Origin of the sequence: Salinibacterium sp. G-O1, assembly GCF_030063305.1 — a bacterium.
Classification (GTDB): domain Bacteria; phylum Actinomycetota; class Actinomycetes; order Actinomycetales; family Microbacteriaceae; genus Rhodoglobus.
Window position 1 is genome coordinate 511,602 of record NZ_JASISV010000001.1, and the last position, 19,405, is coordinate 531,006.

General features: G+C 64.9%; 24 protein-coding genes. 14 read left to right on the forward strand and 10 right to left on the reverse strand.

All coding sequences use genetic code 11. From position 1 onward, the window contains the following. The first annotated feature begins 95 nt into the window (after nucleotides 1-95). From QMG83_RS02500 to QMG83_RS02515, 4 genes are all read left to right on the forward strand, one after another. Nucleotides 96-863, forward strand: coding sequence for a nucleoside phosphorylase (locus QMG83_RS02500; protein ID WP_283503787.1), 768 nt, complete (start codon nucleotides 96-98; stop codon nucleotides 861-863). Between the two features lie 2 nt (nucleotides 864-865). Next, on the forward strand, nucleotides 866-1,849 hold the full coding sequence (gene add, locus QMG83_RS02505) for an adenosine deaminase (RefSeq protein WP_283503788.1): 984 nt from the start codon (nucleotides 866-868) through the stop codon (nucleotides 1,847-1,849). A gap of 53 nt (nucleotides 1,850-1,902) precedes the next feature. Beyond that, entirely contained in the window at nucleotides 1,903-3,003 is a 1,101-nt protein-coding gene (locus QMG83_RS02510) for a BMP family lipoprotein (protein WP_283503789.1), read from the forward strand. Nucleotides 3,004-3,113: 110 nt separating this feature from the next. After that, complete coding sequence (locus tag QMG83_RS02515; protein WP_283504509.1) at nucleotides 3,114-4,271, forward strand: MFS transporter; 1,158 nt, start codon at nucleotides 3,114-3,116, stop codon at nucleotides 4,269-4,271. Here QMG83_RS02515 and QMG83_RS02520 read toward each other — a convergent pair. Together QMG83_RS02520 and QMG83_RS02525 are read right to left on the reverse strand one after the other, a co-directional pair. Then, nucleotides 4,249-5,040 carry a GntR family transcriptional regulator gene (locus tag QMG83_RS02520; RefSeq protein ID WP_283503790.1) on the reverse strand — a complete coding sequence of 264 codons (792 nt, stop codon included), beginning with the start codon at nucleotides 5,038-5,040 and terminating at the stop codon, nucleotides 4,249-4,251. The genes QMG83_RS02515 and QMG83_RS02520 overlap by 23 nt on opposite strands. 27 nt (nucleotides 5,041-5,067) lie before the next feature. Beyond that, on the reverse strand, nucleotides 5,068-5,196 hold the full coding sequence (locus QMG83_RS02525; protein WP_283503791.1) for a hypothetical protein: 129 nt from the start codon (nucleotides 5,194-5,196) through the stop codon (nucleotides 5,068-5,070). A 107-nt stretch (nucleotides 5,197-5,303) separates the two neighbouring features. Here QMG83_RS02525 and QMG83_RS02530 point away from each other — a divergent pair, with 107 nt between their 5' ends. Together QMG83_RS02530 and QMG83_RS02535 are read left to right on the forward strand one after the other, a co-directional pair. Then, complete coding sequence (locus QMG83_RS02530) at nucleotides 5,304-5,654, forward strand: ArsR/SmtB family transcription factor (RefSeq protein WP_283503792.1); 351 nt, start codon at nucleotides 5,304-5,306, stop codon at nucleotides 5,652-5,654. Then, a complete protein-coding gene (locus QMG83_RS02535; protein ID WP_283503793.1) occupies nucleotides 5,651-6,136 on the forward strand; it encodes an SRPBCC domain-containing protein in 486 nt (161 codons plus the stop codon). Before QMG83_RS02530 ends, QMG83_RS02535 begins: the two co-directional genes overlap by 4 nt. A 38-nt stretch (nucleotides 6,137-6,174) precedes the next feature. Here the strand turns inward: QMG83_RS02535 and QMG83_RS02540 are convergent, their stop codons facing one another. The 4 genes from QMG83_RS02540 to QMG83_RS02555 form a co-directional block, all read right to left on the reverse strand. Continuing rightward, the gene (locus QMG83_RS02540; RefSeq protein WP_283503794.1) at nucleotides 6,175-6,411 is read right to left on the reverse strand and encodes a hypothetical protein; all 237 of its coding nucleotides are present in this window, start codon (nucleotides 6,409-6,411) and stop codon (nucleotides 6,175-6,177) included. 44 nt (nucleotides 6,412-6,455) lie between these two features. After that, the gene (locus QMG83_RS02545; RefSeq protein ID WP_283503795.1) at nucleotides 6,456-7,310 is read right to left on the reverse strand and encodes a sigma-70 family RNA polymerase sigma factor; all 855 of its coding nucleotides are present in this window, start codon (nucleotides 7,308-7,310) and stop codon (nucleotides 6,456-6,458) included. Between the two features lie 70 nt (nucleotides 7,311-7,380). Then, nucleotides 7,381-8,307 carry an NAD-dependent epimerase/dehydratase family protein gene (locus tag QMG83_RS02550; RefSeq protein WP_283503796.1) on the reverse strand — a complete coding sequence of 309 codons (927 nt, stop codon included), beginning with the start codon at nucleotides 8,305-8,307 and terminating at the stop codon, nucleotides 7,381-7,383. A 74-nt stretch (nucleotides 8,308-8,381) separates the two neighbouring features. Next, a complete protein-coding gene (locus tag QMG83_RS02555) occupies nucleotides 8,382-9,002 on the reverse strand; it encodes a TetR/AcrR family transcriptional regulator (RefSeq protein ID WP_283503797.1) in 621 nt (206 codons plus the stop codon). Between the two features lie 284 nt (nucleotides 9,003-9,286). Between QMG83_RS02555 and QMG83_RS02560 the strand changes: the two genes are divergently transcribed. Further along, nucleotides 9,287-9,709 (forward strand): GreA/GreB family elongation factor, encoded by a 423-nt coding sequence (locus QMG83_RS02560; protein WP_283503798.1) that lies wholly within the window; start codon nucleotides 9,287-9,289, stop codon nucleotides 9,707-9,709. A gap of 60 nt (nucleotides 9,710-9,769) precedes the next feature. Next, entirely contained in the window at nucleotides 9,770-10,063 is a 294-nt protein-coding gene (locus tag QMG83_RS02565) for a hypothetical protein (RefSeq protein ID WP_283503799.1), read from the forward strand. A 96-nt stretch (nucleotides 10,064-10,159) separates the two neighbouring features. Here QMG83_RS02565 and QMG83_RS02570 read toward each other — a convergent pair whose 3' ends face one another. Beyond that, entirely contained in the window at nucleotides 10,160-11,749 is a 1,590-nt protein-coding gene (locus QMG83_RS02570) for a DEAD/DEAH box helicase (protein ID WP_283503800.1), read from the reverse strand. Nucleotides 11,750-11,958: 209 nt separating this feature from the next. Beyond that, a complete protein-coding gene (locus QMG83_RS02575) occupies nucleotides 11,959-12,573 on the reverse strand; it encodes a DUF1684 domain-containing protein (protein ID WP_283503801.1) in 615 nt (204 codons plus the stop codon). A 46-nt stretch (nucleotides 12,574-12,619) separates the two neighbouring features. Here QMG83_RS02575 and QMG83_RS02580 point away from each other — a divergent pair, with 46 nt between their 5' ends. After that, nucleotides 12,620-13,222, forward strand: a complete 603-nt coding sequence (locus QMG83_RS02580; RefSeq protein ID WP_283503802.1) for a GyrI-like domain-containing protein — start codon at nucleotides 12,620-12,622, stop codon at nucleotides 13,220-13,222. 3 nt (nucleotides 13,223-13,225) lie between these two features. Here the strand turns inward: QMG83_RS02580 and QMG83_RS02585 are convergent, their stop codons facing one another. Continuing rightward, nucleotides 13,226-13,690: a hypothetical protein gene (locus QMG83_RS02585; protein WP_283503803.1), complete on the reverse strand. Its 465-nt coding sequence runs from the start codon at nucleotides 13,688-13,690 to the stop codon at nucleotides 13,226-13,228. Between the two features lie 120 nt (nucleotides 13,691-13,810). Here QMG83_RS02585 and QMG83_RS02590 point away from each other — a divergent pair, with 120 nt between their 5' ends. After that, nucleotides 13,811-14,113 carry a DUF427 domain-containing protein gene (locus QMG83_RS02590; protein ID WP_283503804.1) on the forward strand — a complete coding sequence of 101 codons (303 nt, stop codon included), beginning with the start codon at nucleotides 13,811-13,813 and terminating at the stop codon, nucleotides 14,111-14,113. Between the two features lie 24 nt (nucleotides 14,114-14,137). Here the strand turns inward: QMG83_RS02590 and QMG83_RS02595 are convergent, their stop codons facing one another. Then, nucleotides 14,138-14,788 (reverse strand): TetR/AcrR family transcriptional regulator, encoded by a 651-nt coding sequence (locus QMG83_RS02595; protein ID WP_283503805.1) that lies wholly within the window; start codon nucleotides 14,786-14,788, stop codon nucleotides 14,138-14,140. A 183-nt stretch (nucleotides 14,789-14,971) separates the two neighbouring features. Between QMG83_RS02595 and QMG83_RS02600 the strand changes: the two genes are divergently transcribed. The 4 genes from QMG83_RS02600 to QMG83_RS02615 all read left to right on the forward strand — a co-directional run bounded on the left by QMG83_RS02600 (nucleotide 14,972) and on the right by QMG83_RS02615 (nucleotide 19,405). Then, nucleotides 14,972-16,624 (forward strand): ABC transporter substrate-binding protein, encoded by a 1,653-nt coding sequence (locus tag QMG83_RS02600; protein WP_283503806.1) that lies wholly within the window; start codon nucleotides 14,972-14,974, stop codon nucleotides 16,622-16,624. A 77-nt stretch (nucleotides 16,625-16,701) separates the two neighbouring features. Further along, complete coding sequence (locus QMG83_RS02605) at nucleotides 16,702-17,526, forward strand: ABC transporter ATP-binding protein (protein WP_283503807.1); 825 nt, start codon at nucleotides 16,702-16,704, stop codon at nucleotides 17,524-17,526. After that, nucleotides 17,523-18,329: an ABC transporter ATP-binding protein gene (locus QMG83_RS02610; protein ID WP_283503808.1), complete on the forward strand. Its 807-nt coding sequence runs from the start codon at nucleotides 17,523-17,525 to the stop codon at nucleotides 18,327-18,329. The genes QMG83_RS02605 and QMG83_RS02610 overlap by 4 nt, the downstream gene beginning before the upstream one ends. Continuing rightward, complete coding sequence (locus QMG83_RS02615) at nucleotides 18,326-19,405, forward strand: ABC transporter permease (protein WP_283503809.1); 1,080 nt, start codon at nucleotides 18,326-18,328, stop codon at nucleotides 19,403-19,405. Before QMG83_RS02610 ends, QMG83_RS02615 begins: the two co-directional genes overlap by 4 nt.

Here is a 19,405-nt window from a genome sequence, read left to right on the forward strand (position 1 = left end):
GGACCATTCTCGTCATTGCGTCACGCGCCGGAATGCGCAACGATGGAGAGGTATAACATCGTACCGATACCTTCCCGACGTCGTGGAGTAGCCAAATGAACCAGCCAGTAGACAAGACCTCCGCCGGTATCGGCGAGCGCCAGTTTCATATCGGGGTTGCCCCTGGCGAGGTGTCGACGGTGGCGCTGCTCCCGGGAGACCCGTTCCGTGTTCCCCTCGTCGCGGAATTCCTCACCGACGTGAAAACGGTGGCGCACAAGCGCGAGCACCTCACCATGACGGGCATGTACAAGGGTCGGCTCATCACCGCCACCTCGACGGGGATGGGATGCCCGTCCACCGCGATCGCCGTCGAAGAGCTCGTCCGTGTGGGAGTGACCTCCCTCATCCGCGTGGGCTCGTCCGCTGGCCTGCAGCCCGGCGTCAAGCCCGGTGACCTTCTGGTTAGCGAAGGAGCCCTGCGCAACGACGGCACGACGGCCGCCTATGCCCACCATGGCTTCCCCGCCGTTCCCGACCTTGAGATCGCGCTCGAGCTCGCGAAGGTCGCCCGTGAACTTACCGAGGGTACAGACGCCTCCGTGTACTCCGGCATCAATGCAAGCGATGATGCCTTCTACGCCGAGACCCCAGCCTGGATCGCCGAGCTCAACGGCCTTGGCGTGCTGAACGTCGAAATGGAGAGCGCCGCACTTTATGTAGTTGCGCGCCTGAGGGGCGTTCGTTCGGGCATGATCTGCTCCACCTCCAGCAACCTGTTCGACGGCACGAGCCTTTACTCCGGAACCGAACAGGCGCTCAAGGAGGGCTGGATGCGAAGCATCGAGGCTGCGCTCGAAGTTGCGGTTCGGCTGGAGCTCTAACCATGCTCGTCGACCTGCACTGCCACCTCGAGGGCAGAGTGCGGCCGTCGACGGCCGCCGAGCTTGCCGCTGCCGGTGGGGTGCCGGAGCCGGAGGGCGGCTGGGAGCGCGCCATCCGCCTCGATGGCCCGGCAGATCTCACCGTGTATTTGGCGAAAGTCGCGTCGACGTACCCCTTCTTCCGCTCGATCGACGCCACGCGCCGCATTGCGCGGGAGGCCGTCGAGGATGCCGCGGCCGCAGGTCTCGACTACCTCGAGCTGCGCTTTGGCCCGGCAACCCATGCCGAGGATGAGGCCGGCATCGATGCCGTCATCCAGGCGGTGGTTGACGGCATGCGGGAGGCGTCCGACGATACGGGCATGCCGAGCGGAGCCGTCGTCGCGGCACTCCGCCACCACGACGAGGTCACGAATCTCGCGGTCGCCCGGGCCGCCGCTCGCTGGGCGGGGGCCGGCGTCGTCGGCTTCGACCTCGCGGGCGATGAGCTGCTGTTCCCCGCGCTGGCGCCACACCGGCGAGCGTTCGACCTGGCGCGGGCCGCCGGGCTCGGGATCACCTGCCACGCGGCGGAAGCCGCGCCGGGTGCTGCAGCGCGCGAAGCCGTCGAGGTGCTCGGAGCGACGCGCATCGGCCACGGAGCCCACATCCTTGCCGACGCCGATGTGCTGCGCTTCATCGCCGGCGAGGCGATCGTGGTTGAGATCTGCCCCACGTCCAACTGGTACACCGGCGCCATTGCCGACATCGCGCAGCATCCAGCCCCCGCCTTCCGTGACGCTGGGGTGCGTCTCGCGCTTGGCGACGACAACCCTATGCAGACGGGAAGCGATCTGTCCGGGGAGCGTGCCGTACTGCGGGATCAGCTCGGATTCTCGCCGTCAGACCTCCACGCGCTCGACCGCACCAGCGTGGATGCCGCTTTCCTCGACCCTTCCACCCGTACTGCCCTTTCGGCAAAACTGGACAGCTCGTCCGCAGCATGACCCACGCACCATCAACACCCTCGCATCACCACGGCAACGAAACGGAGACAGCAATGCAACGACGCACATCGGTCATCCCTCTGCTCGCGCTGGGGGCCATTTCGGCCCTCGTCCTGAGCGGCTGCGGCTCGGCCCCCACCACCAGCGAGCCCTCGGGAGCAGCAACCTCTGACTTCGTGCCATGCGCGGTGTCAGACCTCACCGGCTTCGACGACAAAGACTTCAACGAACTCACCTACAACGGGGTGAAGGAGGCAGCTGACAGCCTTGGGGTCGAGGTCAAAGCCACCGAATCCGCCTCTGAAGACCAGTATTCGGGCAACATTGGCGCGCTCATCGACGAGGGGTGCGACCTCATCGTCACCGTCGGTTTCGCACTCGCGTCTGCCACGCGGGATGCGGCTCAGGTCGACACCGATGTGAACTTCGCCCTCATCGACAGCAGGGTGAGCAACGACGACTTCAGTCCACTCGAGCTCGACAACGTGAAGCCGGTGCTGTTTGACACGGCCCAGGCCTCCGTACTTGCGGGATACCTCGCCGCGGGAGCGACGAAGACGGGGGTCGTCGGAACCTACGGCGGCATGCCGTTCCCCTCGGTCACGGTCTTCATGGACGGCTTCGCTGACGGAATCGCCGAGTACAACACGGTGCATTCGGCGAGCGTGAAGCTCATCGGCTGGGACAAGGAGGCGCAGGATGGTCTGTTCGTCGGCAGCTTCGACGACCAGAACCAGGCGAAAATCCTCACGGAGGGCCTCATCGACCAAAACGTCGACATCGTCATGCCGGTAGCTGGCACCCTCTTCAAGTCGTCCATCGAAGCATTCAAAGACCGCTCGATCGACGGCGCCATCATCGGCGTCAACTCCGATGCGTTCGTGTCTGCGCCCGAGTACAAGGAGTACTACCTCACCTCGGTGCTGAAGAACCTGACGACGGCTGCGAATGAGGTCACCCTCGCCGCCGCGGACGGCAAGTTCAGCAACGCGCCGTACATCGGCACCCTCGAGAACGATGGTGTGGGCATCGCACCGACGCACGACTGGGAGTCGAAGCTCGATGCGGCGCTGCTCGATGAGGTGGAGAAGTTGAAGGCCGACATCATCTCCGGCGCCTTCGTCGTTGACTCGCCCTCCTCTCCCAAGAGCTGATCGTTACTGACGATCTGGTCGGTGAGCAGGGCACCCCCAAGGCTGCCCTGCTCACCGATCTCACCGCTTTCGCCACCCTGACCGGGTGGGGCTACTTCCCGATCGCGTTCATTGGCCGGCTGCCTTTCGCCATGATGATCGTCGGGATGCTGACCCTCATCAGCACGGCACGGGGTTCCATCGCCGAGGCGGGCCTGGCTGCGGCCCTCGCGGGTCTCGGCACCGCCGCGCTCGGGCCACTCGCGGGATCGCTTGCTGATCGCTACGGACAGCGCGTCGTGTTGCTCGTGATGAGCGGCATGAGCATTCTCGCGGTGGCCGTCGAACTGGCCCTCGTCGCGACGGACGCCTCCACACTCGCGGTGGTGGCTCTCGCCTTCGGGGTGGGGGCGACCATGCCGCAGGTCGCGCCGTTTTCCCGGTCGCGCCTGGCCCAGTTCGCTGCGACCGCGCGATCCCCGCGGCGGCGGGCGCGCGCAATTTCGTTGGTGATGAGCTACGAGTCGGTGATGGATGAAACGTCCTTCGTCATCGGGCCCGTCCTGGTGGGGCTGCTAACGACGCTCATTGCACCATGGGCACCGCTGGTCATCGGAGTGGTGATCACGGCCACTATCGTCGTGGCGTTCGCCGTGCATCCGTCGGCGCGTGTCGTCACGCATGCGGCGGCGCACGACCGAGGAGGGCGGCTGCCGAGACGAGTGCTGCTGCTCGCATTGGCCATGCTCGCCGTCGGGGGGATGTTCGGATCCATCCTCACCGCGTTGACCGGATACATGAGCGAGCGTAACGCTGGTGAGCAGACCGGAATCATCTATGGGGCGATGAGCGTCGGCGCCATCGCGATCGCGATCGCCGTGGCAGCGCTGCCGGCCCGGGTGACCCTGGGGCGTCGCTGGCTGTTCTTCGCCGTGCTCGCGCTGGCGGGAGCCCTGGCCCTCGCGCTGGCGGCACCCCTGGGAGCCGTGCTGGCGGGACTGCTGCTCGCGGGCGCGGAGGTCGGCGCCGTACTCGTCACGCTTTTCAGCCTCGGCAACAGGACTGCACCAGCCGGACGGTCGACGATGGTGATGACGACGCTGCAGAGTTCGCTCGTGGTGGGGCAGGCGCTCGCGACGGCCGTCTGTGGGGTACTGGTCGAGCAGAGCGGCCCAGGCGCAGGCTACGCCGTAACGGTCGGTCTCGCGGTGGTATTGATCGCGCTGGCGGTGGTGGACGCGCTGACCGAGCGTCGACGGGCTGGCGCTAGGCGGGTTGCCACGGCATGACGGCGAGGTGACCGAATGCTGGTGGCAGCGCACATTTCGAGATGTACACCGGAACACCACCCACGTGGGCCGTCTGGGTGAGCACGAGCAGCGGGTCGCCGGCCTTCGTGGCGAGATGAGCGGCGCGGGTCGGACCAGCCGCGCTCGCCGCAACCCAGCTCACCCCGGCGGTGAGCACGTTCCCGAGTCGTCGGTTGAGTGCCTGAAGCAACGTGGATGACTCGGCAGCGGCAGCGCTCAGCTGCGCGGCCGCGTCCGCATGGATGCCTCTGAGCCGCTGCTCGTCGGGCACATACTCCTGCACGAGCGCGAGCGGCTGCCCGTCGCGTGACACCACGCACTCGCGGAACCAGAACGTGCCTCCCACGGAGGAACCCAGGTGGTCTGACACAAAATCGGTCGTCTCCTGAAGCGTGAACTCGAGCAGCGTCGTCTCCACCAGCGAACCCGACTCTGCCAGCAGTGCTTCGAGCGACGTGAATTCTTCTGTGTCGTCCTTCGGGAGGGTTTCGGCCACGAAACGTCCGATACCGCGCTTGGTGACGACGAGTCCATCCTCCTCAAGCAGGAGCATGGCCTCCCGCACCACGGTCCGGCTCACTCCGAGTGCTGTGCCGAGCTCGGTCTCGCGGGGCAGCAACGCTCCCGACGACAGCGACCCGGAGCGGATGGCCTGGGAGATTCGGGAATACACCGCAACGCGCAGGGGCTGGCCGGGGGAAGTGAGTAGCGGCCGCTCCAGAAACTGCGTTGCTTCGCTGACGGACATAGGCCGAGTTTACGTCGCGGCTACCGTTCAGGGTGCGCTGACCACGACGCGCGCCTTGGTGACCTGGTAGCCGCCGCGAAGGAATGCCGCCGCCATGGGTGCGTTGGTGGTGTCGGTCGTCCCGGTGATTCTGCGGGCGCCAGCATCCGCATGCATGTGCGTGCTGCCGGTCGAGTTCTCGGCGGACGCGATCCACCCAACCTGCTGTGGGCCGATGAATCAGTACCCTTGCGGGTACGTACCCATTCAGGTACCATCAAAAAATGGATGAGATATTTCACGCACTGAGCGACCCACATCGGCGCCAGATCGTTGATCGTTTGAGCGAGGGTCCAGCGTCGGTGACTCAACTCGCTGGTCTGTTGCCGATCGCCAGACCCGGCGTTTCCCGGCACTTGCGGGTATTGCGTGCGGCCGGACTCGTCACAGTAGATGCCGATGCGCAGTTCCGCATCTACAGCCTGGATCTGGCGCCGCTTGCCGCTCTTGAGGAGTGGTTGCAGGTCCGTCGCGGACTATGGACACAGCGGCTGGATGCCCTCCAAACAGAAGTGGCGCGCGGCAAGCGGAACCGTGCCATCGCCGGCGAGGTCAAATCCAGGGAGGCATCATGATTCCCACCCCCGTGCGAGGCACCACCCGCGTTGACGACGGTGTCGGTGTCGTGACGGTCGTGACCGAGTATCCGACCCCCGCGGTCGACTTGTGGGAGGCGATCACTGCGCCCGAGCGACTCGCGCGGTGGTTCGGAGACATCCGGCCCCGAAGCGATGACGCCGCGACCTACGACGCGTCGCTCACCACCGGATGGAGCGGCATCATCCGGATGGACGAATGCGAACCGACACGGATGATCCGCCTCACCCTCATCGATGAGACCGAACCTGAAACCACGGTGACCGCACTGCTGCTGCCGGTTGATGGCGGAACGCAGCTCACCATCGAGGAGCGCGGACTGCCCACCGACGACCTCGAATCCTACGTCGCGGGATGGCATGCTCAAGTCGATCAGCTTCAGGCGGACCATGCCGGTGCTGCGCCCGTCGAGTGGCGCCCGCGCTGGGAGCAGCTCCGCGCCAGCTACCGCAACGCGTAGCCGGGTCGCGGCATCCGGCGCAGGCCCGCGGTTGTGCGTCAGTCCTCCGGTAGCTCGGCAAATGCCTGCTTGGTGGCGGAGTACCACTGCATCGACTGCTTCGGATGCTTCCAGCGACCCTTCATTTCGTTGCGAGCCTCCTCGTGGGTGGCGTCTCCCGACTTCACTGCTTCCTTGAGGTGGCGATCCTGGGCCTTGATCACGTCGTCAGCAGTTTCACCACGCAGGGCTAGTTCGCACGGACCACCCAGCTGGAGGCAGGTCATTGTTTTCATCGTCTCGGATCCTCACAGGTCACGCGTGCCTCCATGTGAGGCCGCTACTTGATTGACGGTTGATCTCCAGCAATTGTGACCGTCTTCCGGCGAACAATGCGATCCAGAAGTTTTTGATCGCCGCGAAAGTCGATCCGATGCACAGCGCCGTCCACGACCGTGAAGTCGAACGCGACCCGCGGGGAGCCTTGCTGGAACCACGCAGCTCCCGGGCGGCCGTCAATGAACACAGGCACGGCGGCCTTCGCCGCGCCGTTGAACATCGACGCCACCGCTGTGCGACCCGCAATCCGGGCCGGAGTGCCAGCCGAAATGGCCGCCTCATCACCGGCGACCACGACCCCGGGCGCCAGCAGTTCCAGCAGCTGCTCGAAGTCGCCCTCCCGCGCGGCCAGAAGGAACGCATCGACAATCTCCCAATCCGCTCTGCCGCGCTCGACGTCGTAAGGAACCACCTTGCCGCGAGCACGCGAGGCAAGCTTGCGCGACGCGGCGGGTGTGGTGCCCAGGATCGCGGCGATGGTGGGGAAGTCGATGCCGAAGCTGTCGTGAAGCACGAAGGCCACCCGCTCGTTGGGGGACAGGCGGTCCAGAACCACCTGAAGGGCAATCCCGACCGTGTCGGCCAGCGCGAGGTCTTCGGCGGGGTCCGCGGTGGGCGAAGCCGGCGCCAGATCTGCAACGGGAATCGCCTTCGTTGCGCGCAGCCTGTCCAAACAGAGCCGGGTCGTGACGGTTGTCAGCCAGCCGGGCAGGTTCTCGATGTCGGTCTCGGTGGAGTGCAGGCGCAGCCATGCCTGCTGCACGATGTCCTCGGCCTCAGCATGGTCGCGCAGAATCCTCCCGGCGATTCGCACCAACCTCGGGCGTTCCTGCTCGAAAACTGCCGTCTCGTCCATGCGGGTCACACCTTCAATCGTGGTCTCATTAAAGAGTGACGGATGTCGGCGCCTGAGTGTGACCGAATGGCTACCTCGCCGCAGCGAGGGACTCGGCGATCGTCTGCGCGAGCGGAGTCGCCGACCAGCCGAACCGGGCCTCGAACTTCGCGGAACTGACGGTCCACGGCTTCTCGAACTCGTACATCATCTCGAGCGACTCCTTCAGCATCGGCATGACGAGCGCGAGTGCTTTCAGCCCAAACCCGTTGATGGCCTGCACCTTGGCGCGTCCGGTCTGGCCAGCGGCCTCCCAGATCTGCTGGGAGAACTCGGCCACAGTAATGGGGTGGGTGACGGGCGGGATCCACACCTGGCCCCACGCGTCGTCGCTCGTGCCGAGGTCTGCCATCGCCCGCCCGACGTCGGGTACGAAGCTGAAGGAATGCGGCTGATCCTTGGCTCCAAGCCATTGCATCGGGCCACCGGCGATCGCCTTGGCAAACACCATGTTCTGCATCAGTGCGTACCCGGGGCCGAAGTAGTTGGATGGGCGACTGATGGCCACCTCGAGGCGCCCTTCGGCGTGAGCGGCGAGAGCGGCATCCGCCATGGCCTTGCGGACGCGCCCCTTCTTCGTGTGCGGGTGTTGAGGGGAGTCTTCGGTGATGGTGGCGCCGTCGGCATCGCCATACATGTACAGGTTGTCGGCCAGAACCAGGCGGGAGCCGTTGGTGGCGCACGCGTCGAGCACGGCGGCCTGAAGTGCGGGGAACTCCTCCTCCCAGCGCGTGTACCTGGGTTGCGTGACCTGATACGTGACGGCAGCGCCCCGGGTTGCCGAGGCCGCGAAGGCGGGGTCGCTGACGTCGCCCGCAATGACTTCGACGGCGGCGGGAAGGATGCCGCGCTCGCCGGAGCGGTTGACTGACCGTACGGACCTGCCGCGGGCGACAAGTGCGGTTGCGAGGGCAGTTCCGACGCCTCCGGTGCCGAGTACCACGTGGGTTTCGGTCATGATCTTCTCTCTCTGTTGTGGCGGGTGGATGGGATAACAGTGTTAAGTGACGGCCAAAAAAAGAGAGGCGGTGCTCAGCCGAGTTCCGTCAGGATCGCTTCTGTGATCGTCGCGGCCCTGCGGCGCACCTCATCGGGCTCGAATGCGTCGATCTGGTCGCCCAGGCTGATGGACAGTGATACCACGCCATGCATGCCGGACCAGAGAATCGCCGCCGCTTCCCGAGGATCGCTCGAGCGAAGCGCGCCCGATTTCATCGCGACGGCGACCAGCGTGATGAGGGCGACGAATGACTCCGGCTCCGGACGGTCGGCACCCTCGATCTCGTCGACGAGCCGACCGATGGCCCACGCCCTGGGGCGAATGAACATGACGTCATAGTGGAGTGGATGAGTGAGGCCGAACTCCACGTAGGCGCGACCCACCGCGCGCAGTTGCTCCAGCGGGTCGCTCGTGCTGGATGCCGCCGCCCCCAGGGATTCCCCGAACTCAGCGAAGCCCGCCTCGCACACGGCGTACATGAGGTGATTCTTGTCCGTGAAGTGCAGGTAGATGGTCGTGGCGGAATACCCGATCGCGTCGGCAATCTGGCGCATGGAGATGCCGTCGACGCCGTTCTCTTTGAAAAGCCGGGTCGCCTCCGTCAGGATCGCGCTGCGCACGTCCTTGGCTGGGAGGGTTCCGGTTTTCACCACACCGTCACTCTACTTAACAGTGTTAAGTAGATCAAGACCGACGAGATGCTCGAGGAGCTCTGAACTGCCGAGGCCGGTCTGCAATTGCCTCTGGTAACTCAGCACATTAGTTGCGAGCCCTAGCAAATGTGCTGAGTTGCCAGAACGTTTGAATGCACTCCGCCGACCGCCGCCGTTGGCGCGAAAGCGTCGCCCGAAGCCGAGTGACGCGTGGCAGGGTCTTCGTGTGACATTGGTGTTCGCAGCGTAAGCTGAGTGTTTATCTTCGTTCAAGGGAGACGCACATGTCGACTGAATCCAACGACACTCTTTGGCTCACGCACGCCAGCTTCGACCGCCTCCAAGCTGAGCTTGAGCGTCTTCAGGCAGCGCCCAGCGACCATGCAGGCAATGACGCCCGAATCATTGAGGTGAAGAACATCCTGCGTCGCGCCGAGGTGAGCAACAAACCGGATGACGGGCTCGTCGAACCCGGAATGGTCATCTCCGTCCTGTTCGCGGGTGACGACGAGCCGACGAGCTTCCTGCTCGCCCAGCGCGACCTCGCCAGCGGCCAGGACGATCTCGACCTCGATGTGTACTCGCCGTCCACTCCCCTTGGGTTGAGCATCGTCGGAAAGTACCCCGGTGATTCCTTCGCGTACACGACGGCAAGCGGTAAAAACGTCAGTGGCGGCATCCTCACGGCGGTGCCCTTCGGCGGCTGACGACCGGACGGTGTCATTCGGCTCGCTCGAGCCGGAGCAGCGAACACAGAAGGAGTCATCATGAAGAAGTTCATTCTGTTGCACCAGGGATTCGTGCCACCCACCGCCGAAATCGGCGCAGGTTGGATGGCCTGGTTCGAGAACATTGCTCCCCACACCGTCGAGAGGGGTCATCCGTTCGCGGCCGGCCGCGAAGTCAGCAAAGACGGAACGAGTGTCGAGCTCGATTTTTCGGGCGTACCGATGACCGGCTACACGATCGTCAACGCCGAAGACATGGATGCCGCCGAGGCCCTCCTCGAGGGACTACCCATGATCCACAGCACGCGCATCTACGAGCTCGGTGCCATGTAGGCACGCGGCAGCGCGGCTTCCGCTCCACCCCGGAGGGTCGCTTAACGCTGAAACGCCGCCCGAACCTGAGTTCGGGCGGCGTTTCGATGCTGAAAGTCAGCGACCGCGGCGTTGTCCGCCACCGGCGTTCGGGCGAACGACCTGGCCGACGCGGATGGGCCCGCCCGCAGCCTGGGCGCGGCCGTTGCCGCCGCGCGGACGCGACGGTGCCTGCTCTTCGCGCGGGGCGCGAGCGGGCTGTGCGTGAGACGACTGCGCGTGCGGCTGGGCCGAACGCTGGTCGCTGCGCTGCTCGCCTCCGCGGCGCTCGCCAGCGACCGCTGGGCGGCCCGAACCGCGGCCACCGGCGGCCTGGGCCGGACGGCCCGAGCGGTCACGACGCGGAGCGCCATCACGGGCGGGTGCGCCGTCGCGGTTGGCGCGCTTGCGCAGAGCGTTGGCGCCCTGCGAGCGTCCACCCTGCGACTGGCCATGGGCTGGCATCGCGGCACGAGGTGCCGGCGTCACGTAGGCCGCGACATCCCCGACCAGCGCGGTTACCGACGCCGAAGCTGCGGTGACGTGCTGCGGAGTGACGGTGATCTGCGCCTTGCGCAGCAGCGCTGCGGTGTCTTTACGCTGGGCGGGCAGCACGATCGTGACGACCTCGCCCTCCTTGCCGGCGCGGGCCGTGCGGCCTGAGCGGTGCAGGTACGCCTTGTGCTCAGCCGGCGGGTCAACGTGAATCACGAGCTCGATGTCATCGACGTGCACGCCACGAGCGGCGACGTCGGTGGCCACGAGAACGCGGGTCTCGCCCGAAGCGAACGATGCGAGGTTACGGTCACGAGCGACCTGCGAGAGGTTTCCGTGCAGATCCACCGAGGGGATGCCCGAGTCGGTGAGCTGCTTCGCGAGCTTCTTCGCGTGGTGCTTGGTGCGCATGAACAGGATGCGACGGCCCGTGCCTGAGGCGAGCTTCTTGATGAGCTCGTTCTTCTCGTCAACCCCGGCAACCTCGAAGACGTGGTGCGTCATCGCGGCGACGTGCGAGTTGGCCTCGTCGACCGAGTGCAGCACCTCGTTGTGGAGGTAGCGGCGCACGAGCTTGTCAACGCCATTGTCGAGCGTGGCGCTGAACAGCATCCGCTGTCCGCTCTGCGGGGTCTTGTCCATGATGCGGGTGACGACGGGCAGGAATCCGAGGTCGGCCATGTGGTCGGCCTCGTCGAGCACGGTGACCTCGATGGCGTCGAGCTGCACGAAGCCCTGCTTCATGAGGTCTTCGAGACGGCCGGGGCAGGCAACGACGATGTCGACGCCGGCCTTGAGGGCGGCGACCTGGCGCTGCTGTGACACGCCACCGAAGATCGTGGTGATGTTGAGGCCGTTGGCGGTCGCGAGGGGCTCCATGGCTACGGTGATCTGGGTCGCCAGCTCACGGGTCGGTGCGAGCACCAGACCGAGCGGGCGTCCGGGGCGGCGCTTGCCACCGGCGAGAGCGCCGCCGAGGCGGGCGACCATCGGGATGGAGAAGGCGAGGGTCTTGCCCGAGCCCGTCTTACCGCGGCCGAGCACATCGCGGCCAGCCAGGGTGTCGGGGAGGGTGTCGAGCTGAATGGGGAACGGCTCCAGGATGCCGCTGGCGGTGAGCGCAGTGACGAGACGGGGCGGCACGCCAAGCGTGCTGAAGGTATTTTCTGACATACGGGGTTCGAGTGCCTTTCGGGGCATCAGGATGCACGCACTTATCCGGATGAAGCTGGAAGTGGTGCTGAATGGCGAAGGTGGCTTTGGCCACATCCGTTCGCCGTGAAAGTATCTACAACCCGGATTGAACCGGGGAGAAGAGGAAGCGTTCTACGACGCAGGGAAACCGTCGTGGTTTCACAAGTAACCCCAGCGTAGCAGACGGCCTAATGAGACCCGGAATACCGCTCACCGGCGGGAATCTCCACGGCCACAGTGTTGCCCGGCTGGGCCAGGGGGCACGCCCACATCGGGTCATAGGCGCAGGACGGGTTGTAGGCGAAGTTGAAGTCGAGCACGAGAGAGTCCGGGCTGCCGCCGGCGCCGAGGTCTGCCCCCTTGACGGTGTCGAGCAGGTAGCGGCCGCCGCCGTAGGTGCCTCCGCGGGCCCCGGCCAGGGCGTCCTTCACCGGAATGAAGATGCCGCCGCCGTACGAGGCGAGACGCCACACGTCCAGCGGGCCGACGCCGGGCACATCGGCGACGCCGATGAGGTCGAACGGCACGACGCCGTCGGTGCCGGTCTCGACCTCCATCCGCCGTTCCTCGGCGGGGGTGAGCGCGACCTCGAACCTCCAGTCTGGGTTGTACGGCGTGACCGGCAGCCCGGTGAAATTGGCCAGGTCTTCCGGCAGCAGCGGAGTCGCAGGATGGTGCGCGAACAGGTCATCGCGCTCACGCCGCCACAGGTCGTGGGCTGCAAACAGGTCGGTGGATTCGCGCACAGCGGCATACATCGCGAACACGCGGCGGCGCCAGTCGGCGACTTCAAGGGCGGTCATATCCCCACGCTAGACCGCTGTCGGCGCCTCATGCTTGACTTCCACCGTGGAAAAGGGTGACTTTCGCCGAGAGCGCAGAGACCTGTACGCGCCGCCGCGGGAGGTCGTGGCGGTCGACGTTCCTGCGTTCGAATTCCTGGCCGTCGACGGTGTGGGCGACCCGAACTCGAGCCAGCACTACGTCGCAGCGCTCGAGGCGCTCTACTCACTCTCCTACGCCGCGAAGTTCGCCTCCAAAGCTTCCCTCGACCGCGACTACGTGGTCGGTCCGCTCGAAGGGCTCTGGCATTCCGATCGGATGGAATCGTTCACCGATCGGTCGAAGAGCGAATGGTCGTGGACGATGATGATCCGCCAACCCGGGTGGTTGACCGAAGAGGTGCGGGCGCTGGCTCTCGCGAAGGCGGAGAAGAAAAAGCTGGTGGCGCTCGCGGACGTACAGTTCATCACGCTTGCTGAGGGCACCTCGGCGCAGCTCATGCACGTGGGCAGCTACGACGATGAGGGGCCTGCGATCGCCCGAATGCACGACTGGATCGCCGCCAACGGATACGCGCTGCGCGGTCGTCATCACGAGATCTACCTCGGCGACCCACGCCGGGCCGCGCCGGAAAAACTCAGAACCGTGCTTCGGCAGCCCTTCAGCTGACGGCTACTTCCAGTCGCGCGAGAGTCGCTTCAGCTGGATGCCACGCCACTGCCAGAACGCCCAGAAACCGATCCACAGCACCGGGGTGAGTGCCCCAGCCTCCACGATGAGCTGATCGCGGTAGAGCGTGCGTGCCCCCGGCAGCGCGGAGACCGCCATGGTGTGCTCCCACCGCGTCACCGCGGAGAGCGGCCCTGACAGGCCGCGGCCGGTGTCGCGCACAGAGCGCACGCCGTCGCGCTCCCGGAAGGTCAGATCGATGGTCTGCTCGCCGATCACGGCGGCCCCGAAGGCCTTGGCGCGCACGAGGTGCAGGCCCTCCGTCCACGTGTCGGGGAAGCCGCCGGGTTCGAGCGAGTCGAAGGTGGTGAAGGGACCAGAGACCGCACGGAACACGGCGGGGCTGCGGATCGCGCGCCACGCGGCATCCGCTGCACAGTCGAGTTCAAGCTTGAGAAGGATGCGCATCAGACCATTGTGGGGTCGCTGGCAATCGGCTGGCAGGGCCTTGACTTCGATGTCCGGAGGGAATGCTGGCCGCCGTGGTCGCGTTGCAGCAGAGACATTGACCGATCCACGAAGGGCATCATGAAGGCAATACTGGGCGACACCATCATCGCCGAAGCACCTAAAGAAGATCTCATCTCCATCGAGGGCAACTGGTACTTCCCGCCGTCGAGCGTGAACAGCGAACACCTCGTCGAGAGCGGAACGCCGTACACCTGCCCGTGGAAGGGCGATGCCCAGTACTTCTCGGTGAAGCAGGGCGAAACGCTGCTGCAGGACCGCGCGTTCAGCTACCCCACCCCGCACCAGACCGCTTTCGACCGCGTCGGCAAAGACTTCTCGGGCTACGTGGCCTTCTGGAAAGACGTCAAGGTCACCGAGTAGAAGTGAAGCGGGCCCACGGCTCCTTTAGGGGCTGTGGGCCGGTTCGATGAGCACCGACGGTTGTGGGCGCAGGATCCCCGCGAGGATCGCCTCGATGGCGAACTCCGAAGCGCGACCCAGATCGACCGCGGTCGGGTCGAGAAGCCACTGCACCTGCATTCCGTCCATCACGGCAAGAATCGCGGCCGCCGCGTCATCGATGTTCGATTCGTTGTCGACCCCCTGCTCGGTGCACACGACGCGGAAAGCGTGGGACACCTCGCTTCGCAGGGTGGTGTATCGCCTCTGGAAGAATTCGCGACCGGGGTGGTCGTCGGTCACCGACTCGGCAGAGAGAACCGCGTACGCCTGAACGATGCCGCCACGCTGAGCGTTGAGAAACGCCGTCATGACGAGGTGGCGAAACAGCGCGAGCCCGTCGGGGATGTGCTTCCCTTCCAGATGCGCGACGTCGGTCTCGTCCCGGTGCGCGAGCACCTCGAGAAGCAGTTGATCCTTCGAGCCGAAATGATGCAGGATTCCCGCGTGCGTCATCCCAACCTGGTCGGCAATGTCCTGCAGGGTGCCCCCCGTGAAGCCTTTTGATCCGAAGATGTCGATCGCGGCATCGAGGATCTCGCGCCGACGGAGCAAAGTCTCCGGGCGCGATCGAGGCTGTCGGCGGGAGCTAGCCACGGTATTTCCTTTCCTGACGTCAGTGAGTCTACGCAGCGTTTAGTTCGGATCCGCAACTATTTCAACGCGCTTGATTAACTTGCTTACTGGACTGTAAGTTAAACGCGCAATCACTCTCAGCGCTGAGACATCGCTTTCTCACCAAAAAGCGAGGGCGCGGGATGCCACCACTAAGGAGAAGCAATGAAGCTTGTGTCCACCGTCGTCGCCGTAGGTTTGGCCGCGACCCTGATGCTCACCGGCTGTGCCGGTTCAGGAGCACCCAACTCGTCCGGTTCGGGCGCGGCCCTCACGATCGCGAAGCCCGACGGAGCCATCACCACCGAGTCGCACAACCCGTTCCTCGGCGACTCGTCGGCGTCCAAATACTCATACGGCAAGGTCATCTTCGAACCGCTCGCCCTCGTGAACCCCACGGGCGACCTCAACACGACACCCTGGTTGGCCGAGTCCGTTGAGTGGAGCGACGACTACACGCAGCTCGTTGTCGTGCCACGTAGCGGCGTCAACTGGAGCGACGGCACCGAGTTCACAGCCGACGACATCGTGTTCACCTTCGACATGTACAAAAGCGGCACCATCACCGATGGCGCGGGACTGAACGTTACCGACGTCACCGCGGACGGCGACACTGTCACCATCACGTTCGGCAACCCGAAGTTCACCGCACAGGCTCGCGTGCTTCACACGCCGATCGTGCCGAAGCACATCTGGGCAGACATCGCCGACCCCAACACCGACCCCCTCACCGACGAGGGACTCGTCGTCGGTACCGGACCGTACGTGCTCGACAACTGGTCCACCGAGTCTGTGACTCTGAAGGCCAACCCCGACTACTGGGGTGGCGAACTCGCGGTTCCCACGCTGAACTACGTCTCATACGGCGACAACGCCGCACTGACGACAGCGCTCGTATCCGGAGATGCCGACTGGGCCCAGGCGTTCATTCCGCAAATCCAGGACAGCTACCTCGCCGCCGATGAGGAGAACCACTTCCTCGCCTCGCCCACTTCGGGGGCCGGAACGCTGTTCATGAACCTCCAGACGAAGCCGTTCAACAACCCGGCACTGCGTCAGGCGCTCGCATGGACCATCGACCGCCAGGCCTACGTCGACATCGCCCGTGAAGGCGCGAGCTCGGTGATCTGGAGCTCGACGGGACTCAGTACCCTGCTCGACGATGAGATTCTCCCCGAATACAAGAACGAAAACTACTCGGTCGATGTCGACAAGGCCCGGCAGGTGCTGACCGACGCCGGCTACACCTGGCAGTCCGACAAGCTCATCGACCCCGACGGCGAGCCCGTGTCGTTCTCGCTATCCGTCCCCTCGGGATGGAGCGACTGGAACACCGAGCAGGCGCTCATTGCTGAGGAACTCAAGGAAGGCCTCGGCATCGACGTCAAGGTCGACCAGCCTGACTGGGGCGGCTGGGATGCCGCACGTCAGGAAGGTACCTTCCAGGCGATCATCCACTGGCTCGAAGACACCGGCAATGCATACGGTCTGTACACCTCGACGATGGATCCCAAGTGGATCGTCGACAACAAGGCACAGTTCAACTTCGGTCGCTACAACGACCCCGCTGTGACCGAGGCGCTCAACACGTATGCGGCGACTTCGTCAGAGGCCGACCGTGCGGCAGCGCTCGCTGTGATGCAGAAGGCGTTCGTCACCGACGTCCCAGCGATTCCGCTGGGATCCCACCCCCTGTTGGGCGAGTACAACACGCGCAACTACGTGGGCTTCCCGACGACGGATGACCAGTATGCGTCGGCGGACCCGACGCAGCCGGGCGTCCTGCAGATCCTGACGAAGCTCAAGCCCGTCAACTGATCCGAAGCAGGCAGGGCGGATGTACCCAGTACGTCCGCCCTGCCTGCGCGCCAGCATCATGAGAGCGACCATCAGCCGTGAGTAATGCACTTCTTTCTGTCCAAAATTTCTCCGTCATCTACGACGTCGACCCTCCGGTACAGGCCGTGACGAAGATCGATTTCGAGCTTCGGCGGGGCGAGATCCTCGGCCTCGCGGGCGAGAGCGGGTGTGGCAAGACCACGCTGGCCTACGGCATCCAGCGTCTCCTCAAGGCGCCCGCCGTGATCACCAGCGGATCCGTCGTCTTCCACGACGCCTCAGGCGACGACATCGACATCAGCGGCCTCGGTGTCGAGGACATGCGCCAATTCCGGTGGGACAAGATCTCGATGGTGTTCCAGGGCGCCATGAACGCGCTCAACCCCGTCGCGACGATCGGGTCTCAGCTGGAGGACGTCTTCGAGGTTCACCGCCCGAACATGTCGAAGGCGCAGCGACGAGAGGCCGTCGTCGAACTGCTCGACATCGTCAAGGTCGGCGGGCAGCGTCGCCGCTCCTTCCCTCACGAACTCTCGGGCGGCATGCGCCAGCGCGTCATGATCGCCATGGCGCTCGCACTGCGCCCGCAGCTCATGGTCATGGACGAACCGACGACCGCGCTGGACGTGCTCGTCCAGCGCGAAATCCTGCGCCAGATCTCCGACCTGCGCGACGAGTTCGGCTTTTCCGTCATCTTCATCACACACGACCTGCCCCTCCTGCTCGAGATCAGCGATCGCATTGCGATCATGCGCGAAGGGGAGATCGTCGAACTCGCGACGGCGGAGCGGATCTGGAACAACCCACAGGACGAATACACGAAGAAGCTACTGTCGTCTTTCCCTCGGCTCACCGGCGAGAAAGGCCTGGTCAAGCGATGACCCTCCTCGAATTCGACTCCGTCACCAAGGTCTACTCCGTGCGCGGCGCAGGGCAGATCAAGGCTCTGGACGACGTGTCTTTCACGCTCGAGTCAGGGCAGACGATCGGCGTCGTTGGCCAGTCCGGTAGCGGAAAGTCCACGATCGCGAAGATCCTCACTCAGCTTGAGACGGCGACGAGTGGTGAGGTGCGTCTCGACGGGCGGCCTATCCCTCGTCACGGGAGTGGATTGCGTCGCTATCGCCAGCAGCTGCGCATGGTGTTTCAGGATCCGTTCGCATCGCTCAACCCCTACCACTCCGTGCGGCACCACATCGAGCGCCCGCTACGCCTCGACCAGGTCGTGCCCAGGGACGAGCTGAAGGCCGAGGTGCGCCGCCTCCTCGAGCGGGTGCAACTGCCTATTTCCGCGGCCGATCGCCGACCCCACGAACTCTCCGGTGGCCAGCGACAGCGCGTCGCTATTGCCCGTGCGCTCGCCTCCCGACCGAAGATCCTGGTCGCGGATGAGCCGGTGTCGATGCTCGACGTTTCCATCCGCCTCGGCGTGCTGAACCTCCTGTCCGATCTTCAGCGCGAGGAAGGACTGGGCGTGCTCTACATCACCCACGATCTCGCGACCGCCCGACACTTCAGCAACGAGATCATCGTTCTCAATCAGGGCCGGATCGTGGAGCGCGGCACGGCCGACGATGTCATCCTTCGCCCGTCTCATCCATACACGCAGGAGCTGCGGGCCGCATCACCGGACCCCGAGAAGTTCTTCGCATCGATTTCCGACGCCGAAGGAGGCGCGCGATGAATGCAATTCAGACCCCGTTGCACACGGAGGACTACGACGCGCTCGAGGTCGGCACAACCGCGACCACCGCCAGCAAGGGAAGCGTTCGTGTTCCGTGGAGGTTCCTCGGCGGACGCGCCCTGTTCTACGCCTTCACGCTCTGGGCCGCGGTGACCATCAACTTCCTTCTTCCGCGCTTGATGAAGGGCGACGCTGTCTCCGCCTACCTCGCTCGCAACCGGAACATCAGCCCGGAGGCCGCTGACGGACTGCGCGCACTCCTCGGCCTCGACACCGACAAGTCGCTCTTCCAGCAGTACATCGATTACTGGTCACTTCTGGTGCGGGGCGACTTGGGCGTCTCCCTCCTGCACGGGCTTCGGCCGGTGACCGAGGTGATCAGCCAGGCGCTCCCGTGGACCATCGGACTCGTGGGGTTCGCGACGATAGTCTCGTTTGCGATCGGCACGATCGCCGGTGCGATAGTCGGCTGGCGACGCGGCAGCAGGCTTGACGCGATCATCCCCATCACGACCTTCCTCAGCACGATTCCCTACTTCTGGCTCGGGCTGCTGGCGATCGCCCTGTTCTCGGTCAATCTCAGGTGGTTCCCGATCGGCAAGGCCTACGGGGTCGGGTGGAGCCCGGAGTTGTCATTCGAGTTCATCGGTCAGGTCATCCATCACGGATTCCTGCCGGCCATGACAATCGTCATCGCCTCCCTCGGCGGCTGGGTGCTCGGAATGCGCAACATGATGCTGACCGTGCTCGACGAGGACTACATCACGGTCGCGCAGGCCAAGGGCATGACAAACCGGCGTGTTTTGTGGGGCTACGCAGCCCGCAACGCGGTGCTCCCGCAGATCCAGAGCTTCGCGTTGTCGATCGGATTCATTGTTGGCGGCACGATCGTGATGGAGATGGTGTTCAGCTACCCCGGGGTGGGCAAGCTGCTGCTCGACGCGACGAACGCGAAGGACTACGCGCTCATGCAGGGAGTCTTCCTGGTGATCACGCTCTCCGTGCTCGTCGCGAACATTCTCGCTGACGTCGCCTACGCATTTCTTGACCCACGTACACGCCAGACAGGTGCCTAA

Excerpts from the sequence above, each read along its gene's own strand:
- QMG83_RS02500 (WP_283503787.1), top strand. The coding sequence starts at position 96 with ATGAACCAGCCAGTAGACAAGACCTCCGCCGGTATCGGCGAGCGCCAG.
- add (WP_283503788.1), top strand. The coding sequence starts at position 866 with ATGCTCGTCGACCTGCACTGCCACCTCGAGGGCAGAGTGCGGCCGTCG.
- QMG83_RS02510 (WP_283503789.1), top strand. The coding sequence starts at position 1,903 with ATGCAACGACGCACATCGGTCATCCCTCTGCTCGCGCTGGGGGCCATT.
- QMG83_RS02520 (WP_283503790.1), bottom strand. The coding sequence starts at position 5,040 with ATGTCCGTCAGCGAAGCAACGCAGTTTCTGGAGCGGCCGCTACTCACT.
- QMG83_RS02525 (WP_283503791.1), bottom strand. The coding sequence starts at position 5,196 with ATGCATGCGGATGCTGGCGCCCGCAGAATCACCGGGACGACCGACACC.
- QMG83_RS02530 (WP_283503792.1), top strand. The coding sequence starts at position 5,304 with ATGGATGAGATATTTCACGCACTGAGCGACCCACATCGGCGCCAGATC.
- QMG83_RS02535 (WP_283503793.1), top strand. The coding sequence starts at position 5,651 with ATGATTCCCACCCCCGTGCGAGGCACCACCCGCGTTGACGACGGTGTC.
- QMG83_RS02540 (WP_283503794.1), bottom strand. The coding sequence starts at position 6,411 with ATGAAAACAATGACCTGCCTCCAGCTGGGTGGTCCGTGCGAACTAGCC.
- QMG83_RS02545 (WP_283503795.1), bottom strand. The coding sequence starts at position 7,310 with ATGGACGAGACGGCAGTTTTCGAGCAGGAACGCCCGAGGTTGGTGCGA.
- QMG83_RS02550 (WP_283503796.1), bottom strand. The coding sequence starts at position 8,307 with ATGACCGAAACCCACGTGGTACTCGGCACCGGAGGCGTCGGAACTGCC.
- QMG83_RS02560 (WP_283503798.1), top strand. The coding sequence starts at position 9,287 with ATGTCGACTGAATCCAACGACACTCTTTGGCTCACGCACGCCAGCTTC.
- QMG83_RS02565 (WP_283503799.1), top strand. The coding sequence starts at position 9,770 with ATGAAGAAGTTCATTCTGTTGCACCAGGGATTCGTGCCACCCACCGCC.
- QMG83_RS02570 (WP_283503800.1), bottom strand. The coding sequence starts at position 11,749 with ATGTCAGAAAATACCTTCAGCACGCTTGGCGTGCCGCCCCGTCTCGTC.
- QMG83_RS02575 (WP_283503801.1), bottom strand. The coding sequence starts at position 12,573 with ATGACCGCCCTTGAAGTCGCCGACTGGCGCCGCCGCGTGTTCGCGATG.
- QMG83_RS02585 (WP_283503803.1), bottom strand. The coding sequence starts at position 13,690 with ATGCGCATCCTTCTCAAGCTTGAACTCGACTGTGCAGCGGATGCCGCG.
- QMG83_RS02590 (WP_283503804.1), top strand. The coding sequence starts at position 13,811 with ATGAAGGCAATACTGGGCGACACCATCATCGCCGAAGCACCTAAAGAA.
- QMG83_RS02600 (WP_283503806.1), top strand. The coding sequence starts at position 14,972 with ATGAAGCTTGTGTCCACCGTCGTCGCCGTAGGTTTGGCCGCGACCCTG.
- QMG83_RS02610 (WP_283503808.1), top strand. The coding sequence starts at position 17,523 with ATGACCCTCCTCGAATTCGACTCCGTCACCAAGGTCTACTCCGTGCGC.
- QMG83_RS02615 (WP_283503809.1), top strand. The coding sequence starts at position 18,326 with ATGAATGCAATTCAGACCCCGTTGCACACGGAGGACTACGACGCGCTC.